Source organism: Ruegeria sp. CDSB136, assembly GCF_059610965.1.
This window is the reverse complement of record NZ_JBXWOP010000005.1, coordinates 167,454-188,594: the sequence shown is the minus strand read 5'-3', so window position 1 is coordinate 188,594 and position 21,141 is coordinate 167,454. Positions and strand designations below refer to the sequence as shown.

The 21,141-nt window shown below is 60.6% G+C and carries 23 protein-coding genes; 9 read left to right on the top strand and 14 right to left on the bottom strand.

Going from position 1 to position 21,141, the window contains the following annotated elements; translation table 11 throughout:
* The first annotated feature begins 58 nt into the window (after positions 1-58).
* The gene (locus AC2FIR_RS07730) at positions 59-664 is read left to right on the top strand and encodes a flavin reductase family protein (RefSeq protein WP_170613218.1); all 606 of its coding nucleotides are present in this window, start codon (positions 59-61) and stop codon (positions 662-664) included.
* 139 nt (positions 665-803) lie between these two features.
* On the opposite strand, the gene AC2FIR_RS07725 is transcribed toward AC2FIR_RS07730, so the two are convergent.
* Positions 804-2,438 carry a SulP family inorganic anion transporter gene (locus AC2FIR_RS07725; RefSeq protein WP_170815909.1) on the bottom strand — a complete coding sequence of 545 codons (1,635 nt, stop codon included), beginning with the start codon at positions 2,436-2,438 and terminating at the stop codon, positions 804-806.
* A gap of 219 nt (positions 2,439-2,657) precedes the next feature.
* Here AC2FIR_RS07725 and AC2FIR_RS07720 point away from each other — a divergent pair, with 219 nt between their 5' ends.
* The gene (locus AC2FIR_RS07720; RefSeq protein WP_170613222.1) at positions 2,658-3,530 is read left to right on the top strand and encodes an S-methyl-5'-thioadenosine phosphorylase; all 873 of its coding nucleotides are present in this window, start codon (positions 2,658-2,660) and stop codon (positions 3,528-3,530) included.
* Between the two features lie 2 nt (positions 3,531-3,532).
* Here the strand turns inward: AC2FIR_RS07720 and AC2FIR_RS07715 are convergent, their stop codons facing one another.
* Positions 3,533-4,393, bottom strand: coding sequence for an alpha/beta hydrolase (locus AC2FIR_RS07715; RefSeq protein WP_170613224.1), 861 nt, complete (start codon positions 4,391-4,393; stop codon positions 3,533-3,535).
* 222 nt (positions 4,394-4,615) lie between these two features.
* On the opposite strand from AC2FIR_RS07715, the gene AC2FIR_RS07710 reads away from it, so the two are divergent.
* Together AC2FIR_RS07710 and AC2FIR_RS07705 are read left to right on the top strand one after the other, a co-directional pair.
* On the top strand, positions 4,616-5,632 hold the full coding sequence (locus tag AC2FIR_RS07710; protein WP_170613226.1) for a DUF418 domain-containing protein: 1,017 nt from the start codon (positions 4,616-4,618) through the stop codon (positions 5,630-5,632).
* Positions 5,633-5,682: 50 nt separating this feature from the next.
* Positions 5,683-6,312 carry a LysE family translocator gene (locus AC2FIR_RS07705; RefSeq protein ID WP_170613228.1) on the top strand — a complete coding sequence of 210 codons (630 nt, stop codon included), beginning with the start codon at positions 5,683-5,685 and terminating at the stop codon, positions 6,310-6,312.
* A 2-nt stretch (positions 6,313-6,314) separates the two neighbouring features.
* Here AC2FIR_RS07705 and AC2FIR_RS07700 read toward each other — a convergent pair whose 3' ends face one another.
* Positions 6,315-6,488, bottom strand: coding sequence for a hypothetical protein (locus AC2FIR_RS07700; RefSeq protein WP_170613230.1), 174 nt, complete (start codon positions 6,486-6,488; stop codon positions 6,315-6,317).
* A gap of 107 nt (positions 6,489-6,595) precedes the next feature.
* Here AC2FIR_RS07700 and AC2FIR_RS07695 point away from each other — a divergent pair, with 107 nt between their 5' ends.
* From AC2FIR_RS07695 to AC2FIR_RS07685, 3 genes are all read left to right on the top strand, one after another.
* Positions 6,596-6,730: a hypothetical protein gene (locus AC2FIR_RS07695; protein WP_480440744.1), complete on the top strand. Its 135-nt coding sequence runs from the start codon at positions 6,596-6,598 to the stop codon at positions 6,728-6,730.
* An 80-nt stretch (positions 6,731-6,810) separates the two neighbouring features.
* Positions 6,811-7,350: an adenine phosphoribosyltransferase gene (locus AC2FIR_RS07690; RefSeq protein WP_170619414.1), complete on the top strand. Its 540-nt coding sequence runs from the start codon at positions 6,811-6,813 to the stop codon at positions 7,348-7,350.
* A 170-nt stretch (positions 7,351-7,520) separates the two neighbouring features.
* A complete protein-coding gene (locus tag AC2FIR_RS07685) occupies positions 7,521-8,003 on the top strand; it encodes a fasciclin domain-containing protein (RefSeq protein ID WP_496715415.1) in 483 nt (160 codons plus the stop codon).
* 34 nt (positions 8,004-8,037) lie between these two features.
* Here the strand turns inward: AC2FIR_RS07685 and AC2FIR_RS07680 are convergent, their stop codons facing one another.
* From AC2FIR_RS07680 to coxB, 11 genes are all read right to left on the bottom strand, one after another.
* On the bottom strand, positions 8,038-9,453 hold the full coding sequence (locus AC2FIR_RS07680) for an FAD-binding oxidoreductase (RefSeq protein WP_170619415.1): 1,416 nt from the start codon (positions 9,451-9,453) through the stop codon (positions 8,038-8,040).
* A gap of 38 nt (positions 9,454-9,491) precedes the next feature.
* Positions 9,492-10,310 (bottom strand): MBL fold metallo-hydrolase, encoded by an 819-nt coding sequence (locus AC2FIR_RS07675; RefSeq protein WP_170815908.1) that lies wholly within the window; start codon positions 10,308-10,310, stop codon positions 9,492-9,494.
* Between the two features lie 124 nt (positions 10,311-10,434).
* The gene (locus tag AC2FIR_RS07670; protein WP_170613774.1) at positions 10,435-11,019 is read right to left on the bottom strand and encodes a GNAT family N-acetyltransferase; all 585 of its coding nucleotides are present in this window, start codon (positions 11,017-11,019) and stop codon (positions 10,435-10,437) included.
* Positions 11,019-12,281: a M16 family metallopeptidase gene (locus AC2FIR_RS07665; protein WP_170613240.1), complete on the bottom strand. Its 1,263-nt coding sequence runs from the start codon at positions 12,279-12,281 to the stop codon at positions 11,019-11,021. The genes AC2FIR_RS07670 and AC2FIR_RS07665 overlap by 1 nt, the downstream gene beginning before the upstream one ends.
* Entirely contained in the window at positions 12,278-13,666 is a 1,389-nt protein-coding gene (thrC, locus tag AC2FIR_RS07660; RefSeq protein ID WP_170613242.1) for a threonine synthase, read from the bottom strand. The genes AC2FIR_RS07665 and thrC overlap by 4 nt, the downstream gene beginning before the upstream one ends.
* The gene (locus AC2FIR_RS07655) at positions 13,663-14,340 is read right to left on the bottom strand and encodes an SURF1 family protein (RefSeq protein ID WP_170613244.1); all 678 of its coding nucleotides are present in this window, start codon (positions 14,338-14,340) and stop codon (positions 13,663-13,665) included. The genes thrC and AC2FIR_RS07655 overlap by 4 nt, the downstream gene beginning before the upstream one ends.
* Positions 14,341-14,496: 156 nt before the next feature.
* On the bottom strand, positions 14,497-15,312 hold the full coding sequence (locus tag AC2FIR_RS07650; RefSeq protein ID WP_170613246.1) for a cytochrome c oxidase subunit 3: 816 nt from the start codon (positions 15,310-15,312) through the stop codon (positions 14,497-14,499).
* 22 nt (positions 15,313-15,334) lie between these two features.
* Positions 15,335-15,910, bottom strand: a complete 576-nt coding sequence (locus AC2FIR_RS07645; RefSeq protein ID WP_170619417.1) for a cytochrome c oxidase assembly protein — start codon at positions 15,908-15,910, stop codon at positions 15,335-15,337.
* Positions 15,910-16,071 carry a cytochrome c oxidase system small membrane protein gene (locus tag AC2FIR_RS07640; protein WP_170613250.1) on the bottom strand — a complete coding sequence of 54 codons (162 nt, stop codon included), beginning with the start codon at positions 16,069-16,071 and terminating at the stop codon, positions 15,910-15,912. The genes AC2FIR_RS07645 and AC2FIR_RS07640 overlap by 1 nt, the downstream gene beginning before the upstream one ends.
* On the bottom strand, positions 16,068-17,024 hold the full coding sequence (gene cyoE, locus AC2FIR_RS07635) for a heme o synthase (RefSeq protein WP_496715420.1): 957 nt from the start codon (positions 17,022-17,024) through the stop codon (positions 16,068-16,070). Before cyoE ends, AC2FIR_RS07640 begins: the two co-directional genes overlap by 4 nt.
* 84 nt (positions 17,025-17,108) lie before the next feature.
* Positions 17,109-18,020 (bottom strand): cytochrome c oxidase subunit II, encoded by a 912-nt coding sequence (coxB, locus tag AC2FIR_RS07630; RefSeq protein WP_170613254.1) that lies wholly within the window; start codon positions 18,018-18,020, stop codon positions 17,109-17,111.
* A 176-nt stretch (positions 18,021-18,196) separates the two neighbouring features.
* Between coxB and tldD the strand changes: the two genes are divergently transcribed.
* Together tldD and dprA are read left to right on the top strand one after the other, a co-directional pair.
* Entirely contained in the window at positions 18,197-19,618 is a 1,422-nt protein-coding gene (gene tldD, locus AC2FIR_RS07625) for a metalloprotease TldD (RefSeq protein WP_496715423.1), read from the top strand.
* A 240-nt stretch (positions 19,619-19,858) separates the two neighbouring features.
* Positions 19,859-21,001, top strand: coding sequence for a DNA-processing protein DprA (gene dprA / locus AC2FIR_RS07620; protein ID WP_170825134.1), 1,143 nt, complete (start codon positions 19,859-19,861; stop codon positions 20,999-21,001).
* Positions 21,002-21,141: the final 140 nt, after the last annotated feature.

The following is a 21,141-nucleotide window of genomic DNA, read 5'->3' as shown; positions in this document are numbered from 1 at the left end:
CTTGCTGGAATTCGCCCTAGCACTTCGATACGCCTTGGGCAAACGCTTGGAGACCTTGATGTTCTATCGCCCCGAAGACGGCCACGGCCTGCCGCACAACCCCTTCAACGCCATCATCACCCCCCGCCCGATCGGCTGGATTTCGACGCGCGATGCGGATGGGATCAACAATCTAGCGCCCTATTCCTTCTTCAACGGGGTCGCGTACACGCCGCCTCAGGTAATGTTTGCCACTACCGGCACCAAGCACGATCAGGACGGCGGCAAGGACAGTATTGCCAATATCGAGGCCACCGGCGTTTTCTGCGTGAACGTTGTGGCGCATGCCGATCAGGATGCCATGAATGCCAGTTCGGCAGGTCTGCCGAAGGAAATTGACGAATTCGCCCATGCCGGGCTGACACCGATCGAGTGTGAAACCATCCCCTGCGCCCGGATCAAGGGCGCGCCTGCGGCTCTGGAATGCCGATTGACAAAGATCGTGACCCTGCCCGGAGAGGCCAACCGGGTGGTGTTCGGAGAAGTCATCGGTGTTCATCTCGATGACGCGCATATCCGCGACGGGCGATTTGACGTCACCTCGTTCAAACCGCTGGCCCGTCTTGGTTATCGGGACTACTCGGTTGTTACTGAGCTGTTCGCGCTCGAACGCCCGGACGATTGAGGCCGCACACAAAGGGGGGCGCTGCCCCCGCCGCGGCAAGCCGCGACTCCCCCGGGATATTTTCGGCCAGGTGAAGAAACGGATCCTTCATTCATCTGGCCCCAAATATCCCGGAGCGCGAGGCAGAGCCTCGCAAAAATCAGTGGCCGCCCAATATACCGGTACGAACCGAATAGTCGACCGCCAGTTCGTAATCCGGGTCGTCGTCGCTATCGACCATCAGATGTCCGGCTTTGTTGAGCAGTTTGTGGCAATCCCGGCTCAGGTGGCGCAGCATGACCCGCTTGTCTGCCGCCTCGTATTTGGCCGCGATATTCTCGATGGCCTGCAAGGCGGACTGATCCACAACCCGGCTGGCGGCGAAATCGATAATCACGGTTTCGGGGTCGTTCTGCACGTCGAAGATTTCAAGGAAGCCTTCCGACGACCCAAAGAAAAGCGGCCCCTGAATTTCATAGACCTTGGCGCCTTTTTCAGTCTCGGAATCGCGGGTGACCGCATGGATGCGTTTGGCGTTGTTCCAGGCATAGGCCAGCGCCGAGACAATCACGCCGACGACAACGGCGACCGCAAGGTCCTCCATCACTGTCACGACAGTAACCAGTACGATCACAAACGCGTCTGTCAGAGGCACTTTGCGCATGATGTTGAACGAGTTCCACGCAAAGGTGCCGATCACGACCATGAACATCACACCCACCAGTGCCGCCAGCGGGATCTGTTCGATCAGGGGGGCGGCAAACAGAATGAACACCAGCAGGAACAGGGCGGCCGCGATCCCCGCGACACGTGTGCGCCCTCCGGATTTCACGTTGATCATCGACTGGCCGATCATTGCACAGCCGCCCATGCCGCCGAAGAAACCGGTCACGACATTGGCTGCGCCCTGCGCGATACATTCCTGCGAGGCGCCGCCGCGCTTGCCGGTTATCTCGCCCACGAGGTTCAGGGTCAGAAGAGATTCGATCAATCCGATCGCCGCCAGAATGACTGCATAAGGCAGAATGATCTCGAAGGTTTCCCAGTTCAACGGCACCATCGGGATGTGGAAGGCGGGCAAGCTGCCTTCAATCGAGGCCAGATCGCCGACGCGCGGCACGTCCAGCCCAAAGCCGATCACCAGCGCGGCGACAACCACGATGCCAGCCAGCGGGGCCGGCACAATACGCGTGATACGTGGCATTACCCAGATGACCGCCATGGTCAAAGCAACAAGACCCAGCATGGTATAAAGTTGCATGCCCGACAGCCATTCACCGCCGCCCATGCCGTGACCGGTGTTTTCCATGGTTCCCGGCACCTTGAACTGCCCCATCTGGGCCAGAAAAATCACAATCGCCAGTCCGTTCACGAAGCCCAGCATCACCGGATGCGGCACCAGCCGGATAAACCGCCCCCAATGCATCGCCCCCGCAATGACCTGCAGGATACCCATCAGAACAACTGTGGCGAACAGGTACTCGACCCCGTGCTCCGCCACCAGCGCGACCATGACCACGGCCAGAGCGCCGGTTGCACCCGAGATCATGCCGGGGCGGCCGCCGATCAGAGCGGTGATCAGACCGACAAGGAACGCGGCGTACAATCCGACCAGGGGGTGTACGCCAGCAACGAAGGCAAAAGCCACGGCCTCGGGCACCAGTGCCAGGGCGACGGTCAGCCCCGAAAGCAGCTCGATCCGGATACGCGACAGGGTGAAGCCTTCGTCCGGCATCCAGCGCAGATCGGGTATGGCAAGGCGATTGGCAAAACTTGCCAGCAAGGCTCGGGGCATTGGACGGTCCTGTCGGTTTTGATTGGCTCGCGCGAAGCGCGCCTTGTACCCGCCATTTCCCCCGCGAGGTACAGCATCTGGCGGGAACCTGCCATGCGCTGAGCACATAGCGAGATCACGGTCCACAGGGTCAGGCGCACAATCGGTTGAAACCACTTGTCAAATGGCCGCTGGCGCCTCAGAAATTTCAGGAAAGAAATTTTGGATCGGAGAAACGACGTGACCCAGACAAAGATTGCCGTCATTGGCGGATCGGGCATTTATGACATTGACGGGCTGGAAAATGCACAATGGGTCAGTGTCGAAACGCCATGGGGGGCACCGTCGGACCAGATTCTGACCGGATCTCTTGAGGGGATCGAGATGGCGTTCCTGCCCCGGCACGGACGGGGGCATGTGCATTCGCCGACCGAGGTGCCCTATCGCGCCAATATCGACGCGCTCAAGCGGCTGGGTGTGACGGATGTGATCTCGGTTTCGGCCTGCGGTTCGTTTCGCGAACACATGGCACCCGGCGATTTTGTTATTGTAGATCAGTTCATTGACCGAACTTTTGCGCGCGAGAAGAGCTTTTTCGGAACCGGCTGCGTGGCCCATGTCAGCGTTGCCCATCCCACCTGCCCGCGTCTGGGCGATGCGTGCGAGACCGCAGGCAAATCGGCTGGCATCACCGTGCATCGCGGCGGCACCTATCTGGCGATGGAGGGGCCGCAGTTCTCCTCGCTGGCGGAATCGAAGATGTATCGCAAGCACTGGGGCTGTGATGTCATCGGCATGACCAACATGCCCGAGGCCAAACTGGCCCGCGAGGCCGAGCTTTGTTACGCATCCGTTGCCATGGTCACGGACTACGACAGCTGGCATCCCGATCACGGCGAGGTTGACGTGACCACGATTATCGCCACCCTGACCGGCAATGCCGAAAAGGGCCGCGCGCTGGTCAAGGGGTTGCCGGCCTTGCTAGGGGCCGAGCGTGCGCCCTGCCCGCATGGCTGCGACCGGGCGCTGGAGTTTGCGATTCTGACCGCACCGGAAAAGCGCGACCCTGTGTTGCTTGCCAAACTGGATGCGGTCGCCGGGCGGGTCCTCTGACGTCAGTTTTTTGTCAGGCTCTGTTCGACCACGTCCCAAAGGCCGCGCGACCAGAGATCGTTATGCGTACCGTCGGGGATCACATGAAGCTGCGCCGTATCCCCGGCCAGAGCCGCCAATGCTTCAGCATGATGCAGCGGGATGGTTTCGTCCATCGTGCCGTGGAAGATCAGGGTCGGCACGGCAACATCGTCGATGATGTCCCGCGTCGCGAATTGATCTTTCATCAGGGTTGAGACCGGCAACCAGGGATACCGCTCGGCCGCGACGTCGACCGTTGCGGTAAACGGCGCCTCAAGCACGAGCAGTCTGGCATCCGGGCGCTGTTCGGCCACCGCGGCCGCGACCCCGGTTCCAAGGCTTTGGCCGTGCAGGACAACGGTCTCGCCAGCGCTGCTCAGCCTGTCGAACAGGTGCACCCCGTCGGAAATCAGCACCTGTTCGGATGGCTCGCCCCCGCTTCCGGGAAACCCGCGATAGCTGGGCGCAAGCAGCCCGTATCCGCTGTTCAGGATTTCGCGAAACCGTTCGGACCGGTCACCAAGATTCCCGGACTGACCATGAAAGAACAAAACGGTCGGCGCGTCGTCTATGGCCGAAGGCGCGGACCAGGCCGTCAATACCGTGCCGTAGGACATCGGCAGCGAGATCACATCGACATCCGCCAGCCCGATCGCAGCAGGTTCGGGCAGTTCGCCCTCGGGCTTGAACAGCAGTGACTTCTGGTTGAGGTACATGTAGCTGACCGCGCCGATATACAGAACGGCCCCGGCCAGAACGAGCCCGGTCAATGCGCGCCGGATCCGGGCGATACCCGGTACAGCAGCTTTTGCATCCGGTTTTGCGTGTTGCGTCTGTACCATTGGCCCCTCCGACACTCAGGCTTGCATGACAGGTCTGACGCTTTGAGCCGTATTTCAAGGCTCGGGTACAGTGCTTTATTGAATCTTAATCTGTTGCCACGAAGCCAGCCAGCGCAGGTTTCGCACTTTACATGGTTGAAACGCGCGGCGACCTCTCCATGTTGACGAAGATTATCGTGTGGCGGCAAATATTTAGCCGGCCACCGCCAAATGTGAGGACCGATGACACGTCTCAAGGCGCTGGATGCCGCCCGCTACTTGGCCTTTTGCGGCATGGTGCTGGTCAATTTCCGAATTGCAGCCGGCGTGGAACCGGGCCGTGACTGGGCCTCGGCTCTGGTCGATGCGCTGGAGGGGCGCGCGGCTGCGCTGTTTGTGGTGCTGGCTGGGGTTGGCATCGGGTTGTCGCAAATTTCTGCCAGTCTGCTGTTGCGCCGCGCCGCATTTCTATTCGGGCTGGGCCTGATCAACATGACCGTGTTCGACGCGGACATCCTGCATTTCTACGCGCTGTATTTTGTTGCCGGCGCGGCGTTCCTGACCGCCACGACGCGCGGCTTGTGGCTGGGCGCGTTTGGGATTGTCGCACTGTCGGTGCTTGCGATGCTCAGTTTCGACTATGACCGGGGCTGGGACCGGACCTCCCTGACCTACACCGACCTGTGGACCTTGCCCGGGTTCCTACGCAACGCACTGTTTAATGGCTGGCATCCGGTCCTGCCCTGGACCGCGTTCTTGTTGATCGGGATGGCGATCGGGAGGACACAGTTGCAAACTCTGTGCATTCAACACCGCCTGATCATCTGGGGTTTCGCCGCCGCCGTTCTGGCGCAATTTCCGCAAATGCTGATCCACGACCCCGAACTGAAGGCCTGGCTGGGCACTGAATCCATCCCGCCCGGTCCGTTCTATGTCATGGCGGGCGCGGGGACGGCATGTCTGATTATCGGGCTGTCACTCAAACTATGGCCAGTGATCGAGCGGGCAAAACTGGCCCCTGCCCTGGTGGCGCCGGGCAGGCAGAGCCTGACCCTGTACATGGCACATATCCTGATCGGGATGGGCATTCTTGATGAGGCCGGATTGCTGGACGGTTCCCTGACCGCGCCGCAGATCGTGGGGTACGCACTGCTGTTCTGCGCCGCATCGACACTTTTTGCACTGATGTGGTTCCGCCGCTTCAAGCGGGGCCCGCTTGAGGCGCTGATGCGATGGGCAACCGAACCACGTAAGGCTTGACGGCAACCGCGCGGCAAGTCTTTCTGTGAGACGAAATTACAGGATGCCTCATGTCGACAGATCTATGGCTGGCCTTTGTCGCCGCTTCCACCGCCCTGCTGCTGATCCCCGGGCCGACGGTTTTGCTGATACTCAGCTACGCCTTGTCGAAAGGGCGCAGTGTCGCCGTCGCCTCGGCCACCGGCGTGGCGCTTGGCGATCTGCTGGCGATGACGGCATCCCTGCTGGGACTTGGGGCGCTGGTTCTTGCCTCGGCCACCTTGTTTTCCGTTCTGAAATGGGTCGGGGCGGCCTATCTGGTCTGGCTGGGTATCAAACTTCTGCGCAGCGCCCCGTCTGGCGGGCTGAGCACCGTCCGCACAGAACGCGAGGTGACGGCGCGCGGCGTTTTTGGCCATGCGGCGGCCGTGACGGCGCTGAACCCCAAGTCCATCGCCTTTTTCATCGCTTTTGTGCCGCAGTTCCTGCGCCCGGATGACCCGCTGGGCCCGCAGTTCACGATCCTGATAGCTACATTTGTCGGGCTGGCCTGGCTGAACGCGCTGGCCTATGCGCTGCTGGCCGACCGACTGCGCCTGATGATCGGACGTGCCAATGTCATCACCGCAATGACCCGGTTCGGCGGATTGGCGTTGATCGGAATGGGATTTGCAACCGCCATTCTGCGCCGCCCCGCCTGACGCTACCCCTCGGCGTGTTCCTTCATGAACCCACGAATGAAGCGTCGGATTTCGCGCGCCGCCGAGGTGTCCAGCTCTTTACATAACTCGACAAAAGCGTCACGCTCATCTCTGTCCAGCCGCAGAACCAACTGACTGTTTTTCCTGGTAGAACCTTTACCGATTTTCTGTGTCACGCCTCTGGACCCTGTCAAATTCTCGATTCCTTTAGCTGCGCATTGTATATACATTGCATAGAGAATGTAGATATCGTGTGCATAACAATAAAACAGGACTTGTAGCAATGAACCTTAACGTCGCTCAGGCGTTTCTCCTGAAAGATCAGCCCAACTGGCGCAAGCCGCATCTGTCGTGGCTGCCTGTGGGACGTTACTGCTACTACGGCCTTCCCATGGCGCTGCCAAAGCGCCGCAGGTGAGCCCGAAAAGCCAAACTTTGCTTGCGTGAAAGGCACGGATAGGCCAAACACCCCGCGTAGCACGAGGCAAGGGGTCGCGCATGCCCAAACACACTACGGTCAAGGATTATATCCGCACCATCGTTGATTTCCCCCATGAAGGGATCATGTTCCGGGACGTCACCACGCTGTTTGCAGACCCGCGTGGGTTTCGCATGGCCATCGACCAGATGCTGCACCCTTATGCGGGCGAGCAGATCGACAAGGTCGTGGGACTTGAGGCGCGCGGATTCATCCTGGGCGGAGCGATAGCGCATCAGCTGAGCGTCGGATTTGTCCCGATCCGCAAGAAAGGCAAGCTGCCCGGTACCACGATCAGCCAGGACTACAAACTGGAATACGGCGAGGCGATCGTCGAAATCCATGACGACGCCATTCAGCCCGGTGAAAAGATCCTTGTCGTCGATGACCTGCTGGCCACCGGCGGCACCGCCGCTGCCGGCATCAAGCTGATCGAACGGCTGGGCGGCGAGATCGTGTCATGCTCATTCATCATCGACCTGCCCGATCTGGGCGGCCGCAAGGTGCTGGAAGGCATGGGCATGGATGTCCACGTCCTGTGTGAATTCGAGGGGCTGTGAGCCTCGATTCAATCACAAAACCGTGAATGGAAATATGCGACCGCGCCGGCTTAGCGCGGTTCACATTGTGTTCAACCCAAACTTATCGACATATTCAGTGATCTCTTCTTGAGAGCGGCGCGTAGCCCAGAGGATGCCAACAACGGCATTCCATCAAGGGATTACAGACCATGTTTCGCAAACTCGCAATCGCCGGTGCAGCAAGCCTTTTCGTCGGAACAGCTGCTTACGCTGACGGCCATTCCAAGGACATCGTTGACACAGCGGTCGGCGCCGGAAGCTTTGAAACCCTCGTTGCAGCCGTTCAGGCCGCCGAGCTTGTCGACACGTTGAAAGGTGAAGGGCCGTTCACCGTTTTCGCCCCCACAGACGAGGCCTTTGCCGCCCTGCCCGAAGGCACGGTTGAGACCCTGCTGAAACCCGAGAACAAGGACCAGCTTGTCGCCGTTCTGACCTACCACGTGGTGCCCGGCAAGGTGATGTCCGGCGACCTGTCCGACGACATGAAAGCCGCAACCGTTCAGGGTGGCGAGGTCACGATCGATCTGGACAATGGCGTGATGATCAACGACGCGAATGTTGTTCAGGCCGATATCGAGACGTCCAATGGCGTCATCCACGTTATCGACAAGGTGATCCTGCCTGTCTCTTAAGTGCAGTGCGCGGCCCGTATCACACGGGCCGCAGCTATGCCTTCAGGACAGCACCCGGGTTCATGATCCCATTGGGGTCAAGTGCCGCCTTGATCGCCCGCATTACTGACAGCTTGGCGGGCTCTCCATAGCGCTGAAGATCATCTGTTTTCAGCCGCCCGACCCCGTGTTCAGCGCTGACGGACCCTTCGAATTCGTGCACTAGCTCATGCACCGCATGCTTGACCTCGGCCCGTTGCGCATCGAATTCGGATCTGTCGCGGCCCTTTGGCGGGAACACGTTATAGTGCAGGTTCCCGTCCCCGAGATGTCCAAAACAATTGATCCGGTACGGCCCAAGCCCGGCCACAATCTCCGCGCCGCGCCGAATGAACTCGGGGACACGCGAAATCGGGATCGAGATATCGTGGCTGGAGACCGAGCCGATCATCCGGTTCGCCTCGGGGATGTCTTCGCGCACTGACCACAACTCGTGACGCTGTGTTTCGTTCTGGGCAATCACACCATCGCTGACCAAGCCGCGCTGACTTGCCTGTTCAAAAAGGTCCGCAAGCGTGTCTGTCGGAGAAAGCCCGCGCGACAAGCCCAGTTCGATCAGCACACACCATTCCGGCGGCACCGCAAAGGGTTGCCGGATGGCGGGCAGAACTTCGGACAGAAACTCCAGCCCCTGCCGGTGGATCAGTTCGAACGTCGATACCGCTTCGCCGAACTGGTCCCGCGCAAGCGCCAGAAGATCGATGGCGGCCTGCGCAGACGTCACCTGAAACATCGCGGTTCCAATACCGGCCGGGCGCGGAAACAGCTTCAGTGCGGCCGCCGTGATGATCCCCAGCGTCCCTTCCGACCCGATCAACAGGTTGCGCAGATCATAGCCGGTGTTGTCCTTGCGCAACCGGCTGAGCCCGTTCCAGATGTCGCCATTCGGCAGCACCGCCTCAAGACCCAGGCACAGATCACGCGCATTACCGTAGCGCAGCACGTTCACCCCACCTGCATTGGTCGCGAGATTCCCGCCGATGCGACAAGACCCCTGCGCGGCAAGGGACAGAGGGAACAGGCGGTCGGCGCTTTCGGCAGCTGCCTGGACATCGGCAAGAATCGCCCCAGCCTCGGCCACCAGCACGTTCTCGGACGGATAGACCGCCCGGATGGCCGTCATCCGCTCAAGCGATATTAGCAGCGGCGGCGGTCCGTCCGGCATCACTTGCCCGCCGACCAGTCCCGTTCCGCCGCCATAAGGAACAACCGACACCCGTGCGTCGGATGCGATGCGGATCAGGCCCGCCACCTCGTGAACCGTGCGCGGCGCGGCCAGCAGGCCGACATGCCCGGCAAACCGGCGGCGCGGTTCTTCCAGATATCGCGCCGCGACAGGGCGCAGGATCGCGTCACCCAGTTCAGCCTCGATCCTTCGGGCAAGGGTTTCATCGGCGGGATTAAATATCATGCCCCTTCCTTGCCCAACTCACGCGGCTGCAACAAGTCTTATTCCAGATCAATCAGGTACTGCGGCTCCAGCACCACGACGGTTGGCCGGTCGGGGAGCGTTTTGAGCGACACCGTGATCTCGGAAACCCCGTCACGCTCCACCGGGAATGTATCCCGGATGTCAATCAGGAACCGATCCAGCGAAAACCCCGAGAACCAGTGCATCGGTATGATAACCGAGCTTTTGAGGCGCTTGAGGACAGTGATCATCTCGGGCAGGGGCATGGTCGTGCCTCCATCCACGGCCGCCATCACCACATCCAAACGTCCCAACGCGGCAAACTGCTCGTCCGAAGGGACATGGTGCAGATGCCCCAGATGGCCGATGCACAGGCCTTCGACCTCGAATACGAAAATAGAATTGCCCTTGGTCTCGACCCCACCCAGGGTCGATCGGATATCGGTCGACACGTTGCGCACCACCAATTCACCAAGATCAAGATAGTGTTCGATCCCCTGCCCGAATTCGCCCCAACCCGGCAGGACATGGGGGATGGCAGGATCCGGATGCGCCGTCCAGTGCGTATTGTGGGCGTGGTTCATCGTCACCACGTCGGGGATCAGATCGGCGCTGCCGATGAAACCGGTGAAATCGGTGACCGAGTTCAAGCCACCCCGTGTCTGTATCAGAAACGATGCGTGGGCAATGTAACTGATGCGCACCGAAAACTCGGGCACCGGGTCGGTCCACGCAGCCTTATGCAGATACTCAATGCCCGGTGCCGCGTCTGCAATGGCAATACAATGGCTCGGTCGCCGCTCCTGCGCCGACACCGCTCCCGAGATTACCATCAATGCCAGAACCACCCAGCGCATGAGGAGAGTGTAGCGCAGAACGCGACCAAGTCATGCCCCTTGTTCATCTGGCCAAGAATATCCCGGGGGAGACGCGGCTTGCCGCGGCCGGGGGCAGAGCCCCCGATGGCCCCTTTGGGGCCACCTACCCGGCGTCGGTCTTGCCGCGCCGGTCCGAACGCAGGCTGGCATAAAGAACATGCGTCCGCCAGCGCCCGTTGATCTGCAGATATGACTGCGCCACGCCTTCGTATTTGAACCCCGAGCTTTCCAGCAACCCGCGCGAGGCATTGTTTTCAGGAAGGCAGGCAGCCTCGATCCGGCTCAGGTCAAGGCGTGTAAAGGCGTGGTGCACAACCGCGCCGATGGCCTCGCGCATATACCCCTGCCGGGCAAACGCCTGACCCGTCCAATAGCCAAGCGTTCCGGCCTGCGCCGGGCCACGCCGGATGTTGTCCAGCGTGATCGCCCCCAGCAGTACGTTGTCGCTGCGGCGAAACAGGAACAACGGGATCGCCGTACTGCTGCCGACCGAGCGCTGCGCCCAGTAGACCCGGTTGGTGAAGGATTTGCGGCTCAGGTGATCCTGGGCCCAGATCGGCTCCCACGGGGTCAGATAATCTCGCGACGCCCGCCGCAACGCGGCCCAGTCATTGAAATCGGAATGCACAGGCGGACGCAGGCTCAGCCGCTCGGTTTCGAGTTTCAGCTTGCGTCTGCCCAACAGCATCACGCCGCACGCCTCTCCTGCAATTGCGCCAGCGTAGGCGCGCCCGAGACCGGACCATAGAGCGCCAGCGCTGCCGGGGCCTGTACGGCCATCTGTTCGGCGAAGACGCGGACGTCCTCGGTGCTGACGGCGTCGATCTTGGCGACGGTATCTTCGAGCGAGGGCACCCTGCCCCAGATCTGCACCAGCCGCGCCAGACGTTCGGCGCGGTTCGAGGGGCTTTCCAGCCCCATCAGCATCCCCGCCTTCATCTGCGCACGGGCACGGGCGACCTCTTCCTCGCTCATATCTTCGGCGGCGCGCTTCATCTCGTCGATGGTGATCGTTGCCAGTTCGCCAACCTGATCGGCCGATGTTCCGGCATAGATCGTGGTTGTCCCGGTATCGGCATAGGCACCTGTCTGCGCGAAAATCGTGTAGCAAAGCCCGCGCGTCTCGCGCACTTCCTGAAACAGACGCGAGGACATGCCGCCACCCAGTGCGGTCGAGTAGATCTGTGCGGTATAGATCGCATCGTCACGATAGCCGGGGCTTTCCAGCGCCAGTGCGAAATGGGCCTGTTCCAGCGCTTTTTCCTGCCGCGCCTCACCGCCGGTGAACCGCGCAGGCTCGGCGATCAGGCCGGTTCTGGGTGTCAGATGGCCAAACATCTCCTCGGCCAGTTTCTTCAGCGCATCGTGATCCACAGCGCCGGCGGCGGACAGGATCATCTGATCCGGGCCGTAATGCTCTGCCACGAAGCCCGACAGATCCTCGCGCGAGAACGAACTGACCCTTTCGGTTGGGCCGAGAATGGTCCGGCCAAGGGGCTGGTCGTGATAGCTCTGCTCCTGCAACCAGTCAAAGATCACGTCGTCGGGCGTGTCATAGGCCTGACCGATCTCCTGCAGGATGACGCCGCGCTCGACTTCGATCTCGCGCGGGTCGAAAACCGGATTCAGGACAATGTCGCCGATGACATCCATGGCCAGCGCCACGTCGTCTTTCAGGACACGTGCGTAATAGGCCGTTACTTCGCGCGAGGTGTAGGCATTGATATAGCCGCCCACATCTTCGATCGCCTCGGCGATCTGCAGTGCGGAACGCCGCTTGGTTCCCTTGAACGCCATGTGTTCAAGGAAATGGGCGATGCCGTTCTGCTCGATCCGCTCGTGCCGCCCGCCGGCGGTTACCCAGATACCGATGGCCGCCGATTGCAGCCCCGGCATATGTTCACTGACGATACGAAACCCGTTCTTCAGTTGGTCCTGTCTGACAGTCACTCAGCAATATGCCTTCTGATATGATCCTCGAGGGCACCCAGATCGTTGGCAATGCGGGTCACCCGTTCCGGACGTTCATACAGATCAGACATGCGGGATGGAAGAGGCGGATGCACGCCGCTCGCCTTCTCGACCGCAGCCGGGAATTTCGCCGGGTGCGCGGTGGCCAGTGTGATCATCGGCACGTCCGCCGTGCGGTGCGCTTCGGCGACCCTGACGCCGACGGCGGTATGCGGGCAAACCAGCTCGGCGCTGTGGGCGAGCGTGTTCTTGATCGTCGCAAGCGTTTCGTCTTCGGACACGCGACCGGAGTCGAAGCTTTCACGCAAGGCCTCCATCGCGCCCTGGCTGACGTTGAAGCCGCCCGTCTTTAGTTCGTCCATCAATTGGGCCACTGCGGCGCCGTCTTCGCCATAGGCATAATACAACGCGCGTTCGAAGTTCGAGCTGACCTGAATATCCATCGACGGGCTGATCGAAGGGATGGTTTCGCCCTTGAAATACCCCTCGCCCGACAGGCAACGGTGCAGGATGTCGTTCTGGTTCGTGGCCACGACCAGACGGTCGATTGGAAGCCCCATGCGTTTGGCCAGATAGCCCGCGAAGATGTCACCGAAATTGCCGGTGGGGACGGTAAAGCTGACCTTGCGGTGCGGGGCTCCGAGGCTGACAGCCGCCGAAAAGTAATAGACGATCTGCGCCAGAACACGGGCAAAGTTGATCGAGTTCACGCCCGCCAGTTTCACACCATCGCGGAAGTCGAAATCGTTGAACATATCCTTCAGCGCGGCCTGGCAATCGTCGAAATCCCCATCCACGGCAAGCGCATGCACGTTGCCATCGGCGGGTGTGGTCATCTGACGGCGCTGCACCTCGGACACGCGGCCATGCGGATACAAGATGAATACGTCCACGGCATCCAGACCCCGGAACGCCTCGATGGCCGCCGATCCGGTGTCGCCGCTGGTCGCGCCGACGATGGTCACCCGATCGCCCCGCCGTTTCAGAGCGACCTGGAACAGCTGACCGATCAACTGCATCGCGAAATCCTTGAATGCCAGCGTCGGGCCGTGGAACAATTCCAGCAGGAAATGGTTTTCGTTTAGCTGCTTCAATGGTGCCCGGGCATCATGGCCGAAACCTTCGTAAGCACGGGCGATGATTTCCTTGAACTCATCTTCGGCAAACGAGCCGCTGACATAGGGCCACATCACGCGGAACGCGATTTCTTCATAGGACAGACCGGCCAGAGCGGCGATCTCGTCCTGTGACATTACCGGAATTTCGGCAGGCAGGTACAGGCCGCCATCGCGGGCCAGTCCGGTCAGCATCGCCTCTTCAAAGGTCAGTTCGGGCGCCTGCCCACGGGTCGAGATGTATTTCATGTCGCGTCACTCTCAGTATTGGCACGGCTGCGCCACAGGAAGTACCCGGTCATCGCGGCCCAGACCAGAGCCAGACCAAACCAGGTGATTGCATATTGCAAATGATCGTTCGGGATACCCGCCGCATCCACTGGCAAAGGCGTTACATTCGGGTCGGTTTTCGTGCGGGCAATCAACAGCACCGGCTCCGCTCCCAGCGCTGCGGCCAGATTTGGCACATCCCGGGCAAACCAGATGTTGTCATCGATGTCCGGATCGGGCGTATAGCTGTCGATCTCATCGGGCCAGTGCAGATTGCCGGTGATCTCCATAGGCCCGGTCGAACGCTCCGCCTGCTTGGCAGTGGTCCGGACGAAACCCCGGTCCACCAGAATTGTCCGATCCGCGGTACTGAAGGACTGGATGATGCGATACCCGGCCCCAACCTGCTTGACCGAAACCAGAACATGGATTTCGCCCGGTTCCATTTCGCCAGAGACAGTGACCGGCAGATACTTGTCGGCATCCTCCGAAACCTGCGGAGGCAAAGCAACGGGCTCGGCTGAGATCCGGCTTTCGATCTCGGCCAGGATCCCCTGTTTCCACGCAAGTCTCTGCACCTGCCAGACGCCCAGCGACACCAGCACGCCCAGACCGGCAAGGCCGAAGATCAGCAGAAACAGAAAGCGGCGCATGGCTTGGGCAAACCTCATTGCAGGAACCGGCGTCTTGTTAAGGGGCGTGCGACCCGAATTGCAACCAAGCAATTGTATGGGGCGCAATCTTGCGCCCCGGATAGAGAAAAAGCCGCCCCAAAGGGCGGCTTTTGCAATTGGATCACCAAAGCGGAGTTACATCAGCGGGGCCTGACCCCAGATGTAGACGGCAAAGAACAGGAACAGCCAGACAACGTCCACGAAGTGCCAATACCAGGCGGCCGCTTCGAAACCGACGTGTTTCTCGGGCGTGAAATCGCCTTTCAGTGCGCGGATCAGACAGACCGTCAGGAAGATGGTGCCGATGATCACGTGTGCGCCATGGAACCCGGTTGCCATGAAGAAGTTCGAATAGAACTGATCGCCGCCGAATTCCCAACCACCGTGGGCCAGCAGTTCGTAATATTCGAAACCCTGCAGGAAGGTAAACGCAATACCCAGCGCGATACCGATTGCCAGACCCTGCACCAGTGCCTTTCGGTCATTGCCGTGCACAAGCGCGTGGTGCGCCCAGGTGATCGCGCAGCCCGACAACAGCAGAACCAGCGTGTTGATCAGCGGCAGGTGGAACGGGTCAACCGCGTGGATGTCCGGCTGGATGTATTCGGTGCCGGCATAGTCGTACATCGGGTACATCCGATGTTTGAAGAACGACCAGAACCAGGCAAAGAAGAACATCACCTCGGACATCACGAACAGGATGAAGCCATAGCGCAGACCGATACGGACAACTGGCGTGTGGTCGCCCTGACGGCTTTCAACCACCACTTCGGACCACCAGGCGAACATGGTGTAGAGAACGGCCACCAGACCGGCCCAGAATATCCACGGAGTGATTCCGTGCATCCACAGGACGGCTCCAAACAGCATCACAAAACCACCGACGGCGCCAACAAGCGGCCAGATCGAGGGGTTCAGAATGTGGTAGTCATGGTCTTTAGCGTGTGCCATCAGTGTCCCTCACCTTAAGGCGTTAGTTCGTATTTGTGTCTGCCTGCACGTCAAGGGCGGCATAGCCCTCGGGCAGGTCGATTTCGTAGAATGTATACGACAGAGTGATCGTATGAACATACTGTGCTTCGGGGTCTTCGACGATTTCGGGGTCGACAAAGAAGGTTACGGGCATCTCGACCCGCTCACCCGGCTGCAATACCTGCTCGTCAAAGCAGAAGCAGGCGATCTTCTGGAAATACCCGCCTGCCGAATACGGCGTCACGTTATAGGACGCCTGCCCGGCAATGGGTTTGTCGGTCGGATTGTAGGCCTCGTAAAAGGCCAGCCCGGTTTCCCCGATGCGGACCTTCATCTCGCGTTCGACGGGCTTGAACTCCCACGGCATGCCCTTGGCCTTGGAGCCGTCGAAACGGATCGTGACCATGCGGTCGAGAATATCATCAGGGGCTTGCTGCGCGACGCCGGTGGTGCCGCCAAAGCCCGTAACCCTGCAGAACCAGTTGTAAAACGGCACCGCAGCCCAGGCCAAACCGCCCATCAGGACGACCACACCGACCAGTTGCACAACCGTTTTTTGAGGACCCGACATCGCCATCAGTTCTGCACCTCGACAGCGGGACCCGTGAAGGAACTGCTGGAAACCTTGGCGATGGTCAGGCCGAAGATGATCACGATGAATGCGGCGAGGGTCAGCCCCACGCCCAGATTGCGGCTGAAACGGCGGTGGTGCAACTCGTGGCTCTTGCGCAGGCTCATGACCAGCCTCCCAGCCCATAGGGCTTCAGCAGCGCTTCCACGAGAATGGCGCCGAAATGCAGGAACAGATACAACAGCGACAGTTTGAAAAAGCCACGCTCGACCTTGAAATTGTCCGCCTCGGCATCGTCTTCGGTGCGGCGGGAAATCCGCCATGCGCCGCGCAGGAACAGCGCATTCAGAACAAGGGCGACGGTCAGATAGACCGGGCCGCCAATGCCCGAGAAGGCCGTGCCAACCGCTAGAATGGCCAGCAGCGCAGTATAGATCAGGATATGCACACGGGTCGCGCGTCGCCCATGAGTGACCGTCAGCATCGGAACACCGGCATCGTCGTAATCCGTGCGCATGAACAAGGCCAGCGCCCAGAAATGCGGCGGCGTCCACATGAAGGTCAGAGCGAACATCAGCCACGGCTCAAGCGTCATGGAGCCTGTGGCGGCAACCCAGCCGATCACCGGCGGGAACGCTCCGGCCGCGCCGCCGATCACGATGTTCTGCGGCGTCAGGCGCTTTAGCCACATCGTGTAGATCACGACATAGAAAAAGATAGTAAAGGCAAGAAACGCACCGGCAAAGATGTTCGTAGCCAGCGCCAGCATGATGACCGACATGCCCGACAACGCGAGGCCTAGCGCCATCGCCTCACCCGGTTCAACCTTGCCGGACGGGATGGGACGACCCTTGGTGCGTTTCATCACCTTGTCGATGTCCGCATCCCACCACATGTTCAGCGCGCCGGACGCACCGCCACCTATGGCAATGAACAGAATGGCGCAAAAACCGACCACGGGATTCACGGAAACCCGAGCCGCCAGCAGACCGACCAGCGCGGTGAACACGACCAGAGACATCACACGCGGCTTCAGCAGGGCGAAATAATCGCCAAAGCTGGCCTCGTCCGCGTATCCCTTCGCGGTCACGGTGCTGGCATTGAAGCTTGCGTCGCTCATTTCCGGTCCTTTGTGGGCGAAAGCTGCGCGATTACCGCGCAGCCTGCATGTTGTTTCAGGCGGGGCCAGCCCGCCCTGTCGCGTTTACTTGGCAGCAATCTGATAGGATTGCGGCAGGCCTGCGTATTCGTCGATCGCACTCTTCAGCCATTCATCATAGGCTTCCTGGCTGACGACCTTGACGGTGATCGGCATATAGGCGTGGTCTTTGCCGCACAGTTCCGAACACTGGCCGAAATAGATGCCTTCCTTGTCGGCCTCGAACCACAGCTCGGCCAGACGACCGGGTACACCGTCCTGCTTCACGCCGAAGGACGGGATCGTCCACGAGTGGATCACATCGGATGCGGTCACCTGCATGACGACGACCTTGTTCACCGGAACGACAACCGCAGTGTCGGTGGCCAACAGCCATTCATCGTCGCTGTATCCGGAATCGGCCAGCTTGGCGCGCATCGCGTCGTCCAAAACAAACGGCGTCACGTCAGCGTCAGCTGGGCGGGCACCTTCGTCCAGGGTGGCCGGGTGGCCCAGCAGGTAGCTGTCGAACGCAAAGTCGTGATCGACGTATTCATAGGTCCAGTACCACTGGTTGCCGACAACCTTGATCACCACGTCGCCTTCGGGAATTTCCTGCTGCTTGAACAGAACCGGCAGCGAGAAGGCGCCAATGAAGACCAGAATCAGGATCGGGCCAAGCGTCCAGGCGATCTCGACCGGGGTGTAGTGAGAGAAACCGGCTGGCTTCGGGTTAACGCGCTGATTGTAGCGCACGATGCAGTAAAGCAGCAGGCCACCAACCAGCAAGCAAACGGCGGTGATGATGACCAGAATCATCCCATCCAGATCCCGAATCCCTTCGGCCAGGCTGGTGGCGGCGGGCTGGAAACCCATGCCGCCATCGGTCGGCTTGCCGATAATCTCAAGCTCCTGAGCCATGGCGGGAAGGCTGGAGAGGGCTGTCATAAACCCCGAAAGCATCAAAGCATTCTTCATTTTCTGTCCTGATCGTTTGATCTTTGCGTCCCTGGCGAAAAGGTGTGAATCGGCCACACCTCTCCCGTTGTCTTTGGCCGCGTTAAAAACCATATTCCTGCGGGTAGATAAAGCAAAATGCTTGCGTCAAACAGACGCTATTTTTGATCTGGATCAAACCGGAAAGGCCCCAAGCCATGTCAAACGACCCGTTTCGCCCCTTTGAAACCGCAATTCCGCATGATGAAGCGCTTGCGGTGCTGCAATCGGCAACGGCGGGGGCCGAGGATGGCGAGCTGTTCGTGGAACGCCGCAAATCCGAATCTCTGGTCTTTGATGACGGTCGCCTGCGCACCGCGTCTTATGATGCGTCCGAAGGATTCGGACTGCGCGCCGTGCAGGGCGAAGTTGCCGGATATGCGCATTCCACGGACGTTTCGATCCCCGCGCTGAAACGGGCGGCCGAGACCGCGCGGCTGGCGGTCGGGGATGGCGGTGGCACGCTGGCCGAGGCACCGCGGGCGACCAACAAGCGGCTTTACACAGATGAGGATCCGATCGAAACCGCCAGCTTTCCGGTCAAAATCGAGACGCTGCGCGAGATTGATGCGTTTTCCCGCGATCTCGACCCCCGGGTGGTTCAGGTCAGCGCAACCATCGCAGCCGCAGTACAGGAGGTTGAGATTCTGCGCCCTGATGGCGTTCTGGTGCGCGACGTGCGCCCGATGACCCGTCTGAACATCTCGGTCATCGTGGAGCAGAACGGACGCCGCGAAAGCGGTTCGGCAGGCGGCGGTGGCCGTGTCGGTCTGGATGGGCTGATCGATCCGGCGGACTGGCAGGACAAGGCGCGCGAGGCATTGCGCATCGCTCTGGTCAACCTGGACGCAGTCCCTGCCCCGGCCGGTGTGATGGAAGTGGCCCTCGGCCCCGGCTGGCCCGGTATCCTGCTGCACGAGGCGATTGGGCACGGGCTTGAAGGGGATTTCAATCGCAAGTGCAGTTCAGCCTTTGCCGGGCTGATGGGGCAACCGATCGCGTCCAGGGGTGTGACTGTCGTCGATGACGGCACCATCGCGGACCGGCGTGGCTCGATCACGGTGGACGACGAAGGCACGCCCAGTTCCCGCACGGTTCTGATCGAAGACGGAATACTGACGGGGTATATGCAGGACCGCCAGAACGCACGGCTGATGAATGTCGCGCCCACCGGCAACGGGCGGCGGCAAAGCTATGCGCACAAGCCAATGCCACGCATGACCAACACGATCATGCTGGGAGGCGATGCGGACCCTGCCGCCCTGGTTGCGGACATCAAGGACGGTATCTGGGCCGTGGGCTTCGGCGGTGGCCAGGTGGATATCACCAACGGCAAGTTCGTTTTCTCCTGCACCGAGGCGTATCGGGTCGAGAACGGCAAGATCGGTGCGCCAGTCAAGGGCGCGACGCTGATCGGGGATGGCCCTTCCGCCCTGAAGCGCATTCGCGGGCTTGGGAATGACATGGAGCTGGACCCGGGCATGGGCACCTGCGGCAAGGACGGGCAATGGGTGCCCGTAGGGGTCGGCCAACCAACCGTTCTGATGGATGGCCTGACAGTGGGCGGATCGGCCGCCTGAGCGGGAATCAATTGGAGACTCAAGGGCGCAGGGTTAACACTGCGCCTGATTTTTTGATTTCTGCATTGGAATGACCGCGAACTGCGCAAGGAAAGCTATCGCGGTTTTTCTTTTTACTTTCCGATGGTTATCCTGCAACCAAAGTACACCACCTGTGCAAATAGCATATAATTTTCAACGATTTACAGGCTGTTAACCCCGCATCCCGTAAACCAGTTCTGCAATCAGGCGGAGCAACGGATGACTGAAGAGCAGCTTTCTTCCTATCACCCCCCACTCCCACCCACCACGGAAGAGGACCGGTTTTCCTGGCTCCGTCTGTTGCGCTCACGCAAGGTTGGCCCGGCAACATTCCGGCGACTGTTGCGCGAACATGGCTCGGCGCAGAATGCGCTGGCCGCGTTGCCGGAAATGGCACGCGCCGCCGGGATCGAAGACTATGAAATATGCCCACCCGGCGTGATTGAGGCGGAACTCAGGGCTGCAAAAGCCGCAAAAGCGCGGCTTCTGTGCCTTGGGGCCGCTGACTTCCCCGCTTCCCTGTCGACCCTGTCTGATGCACCCCCGATGCTGTGGGCCATCGGTGACATCAGCGTACTGGCAAAACCCGCAATTGCTTTGGTCGGCGCGCGCAACTGCTCGTCCCTCGGGGGGCGTATGGCCCGGAACCTGGCGAAAGAGCTTGGGGCGTGCGGTTATACGGTCGTCTCAGGCATGGCGCGCGGCATCGACACATCCGCGCACATCGCGTCGCTGGACACCGGGACGGTGGCTGTTCTGGCAGGCGGGGTCGACGTTGTTTATCCGGCGGAAAATACCGATCTTGCGAACGATATTGCACGCAAGGGCCTGCGATTGTCCGAACAGCCGATGGGGGTGACGCCGCAGGCACGGCATTTCCCGCGGCGCAACCGCATCATCTCGGGCCTCGCGCAGGCGGTTGTGGTGGTCGAGGCGGCGGCAAAATCCGGCAGTCTGATCACGGCGCGGGACGCGCTGGATCAGGGGCGCGAGGTTCTGGCCGTACCCGGCCACCCGTTCGATGCCCGCGCCGCCGGGTGCAATCTGCTGATCCGCGATGGCGCAACGCTGGTCCGTTCCGCGCAAGACGTGATTGACGCGCTGCCGCCGCAACAATCTGTGGCAGAGGCGCCGGAACTTCCGCTAAGCCTTCAACCTTCGTCTGACGCCCCTGCAATGCCAGAGGCGTCAGTCTTGCAGGCCGAAATTCTGGCGCGGCTGGGTCCTTCGCCAGTGGCCGAAGACCAGTTGATCCGGGACATTGCCGCCTCGGCCGAGGCCATCGCCCCGGCCTTGCTGGATCTGGAACTGGACGGACGAATCCAGCGGCAGGCGGGCGGCCTGCTTTCGCGAGTAGCCTGATCACCGGCTTTTGCTTGGCCCCGTCTGTTTGAAGAAATTTGGCCCGGCCAGAGCCCTGAAATTGCGGGAAAAACTGGATGCGGCAAGGTACGCATTGACAATTCGATCTTGCCGCACACATTTTGCACCGCCATACAAAG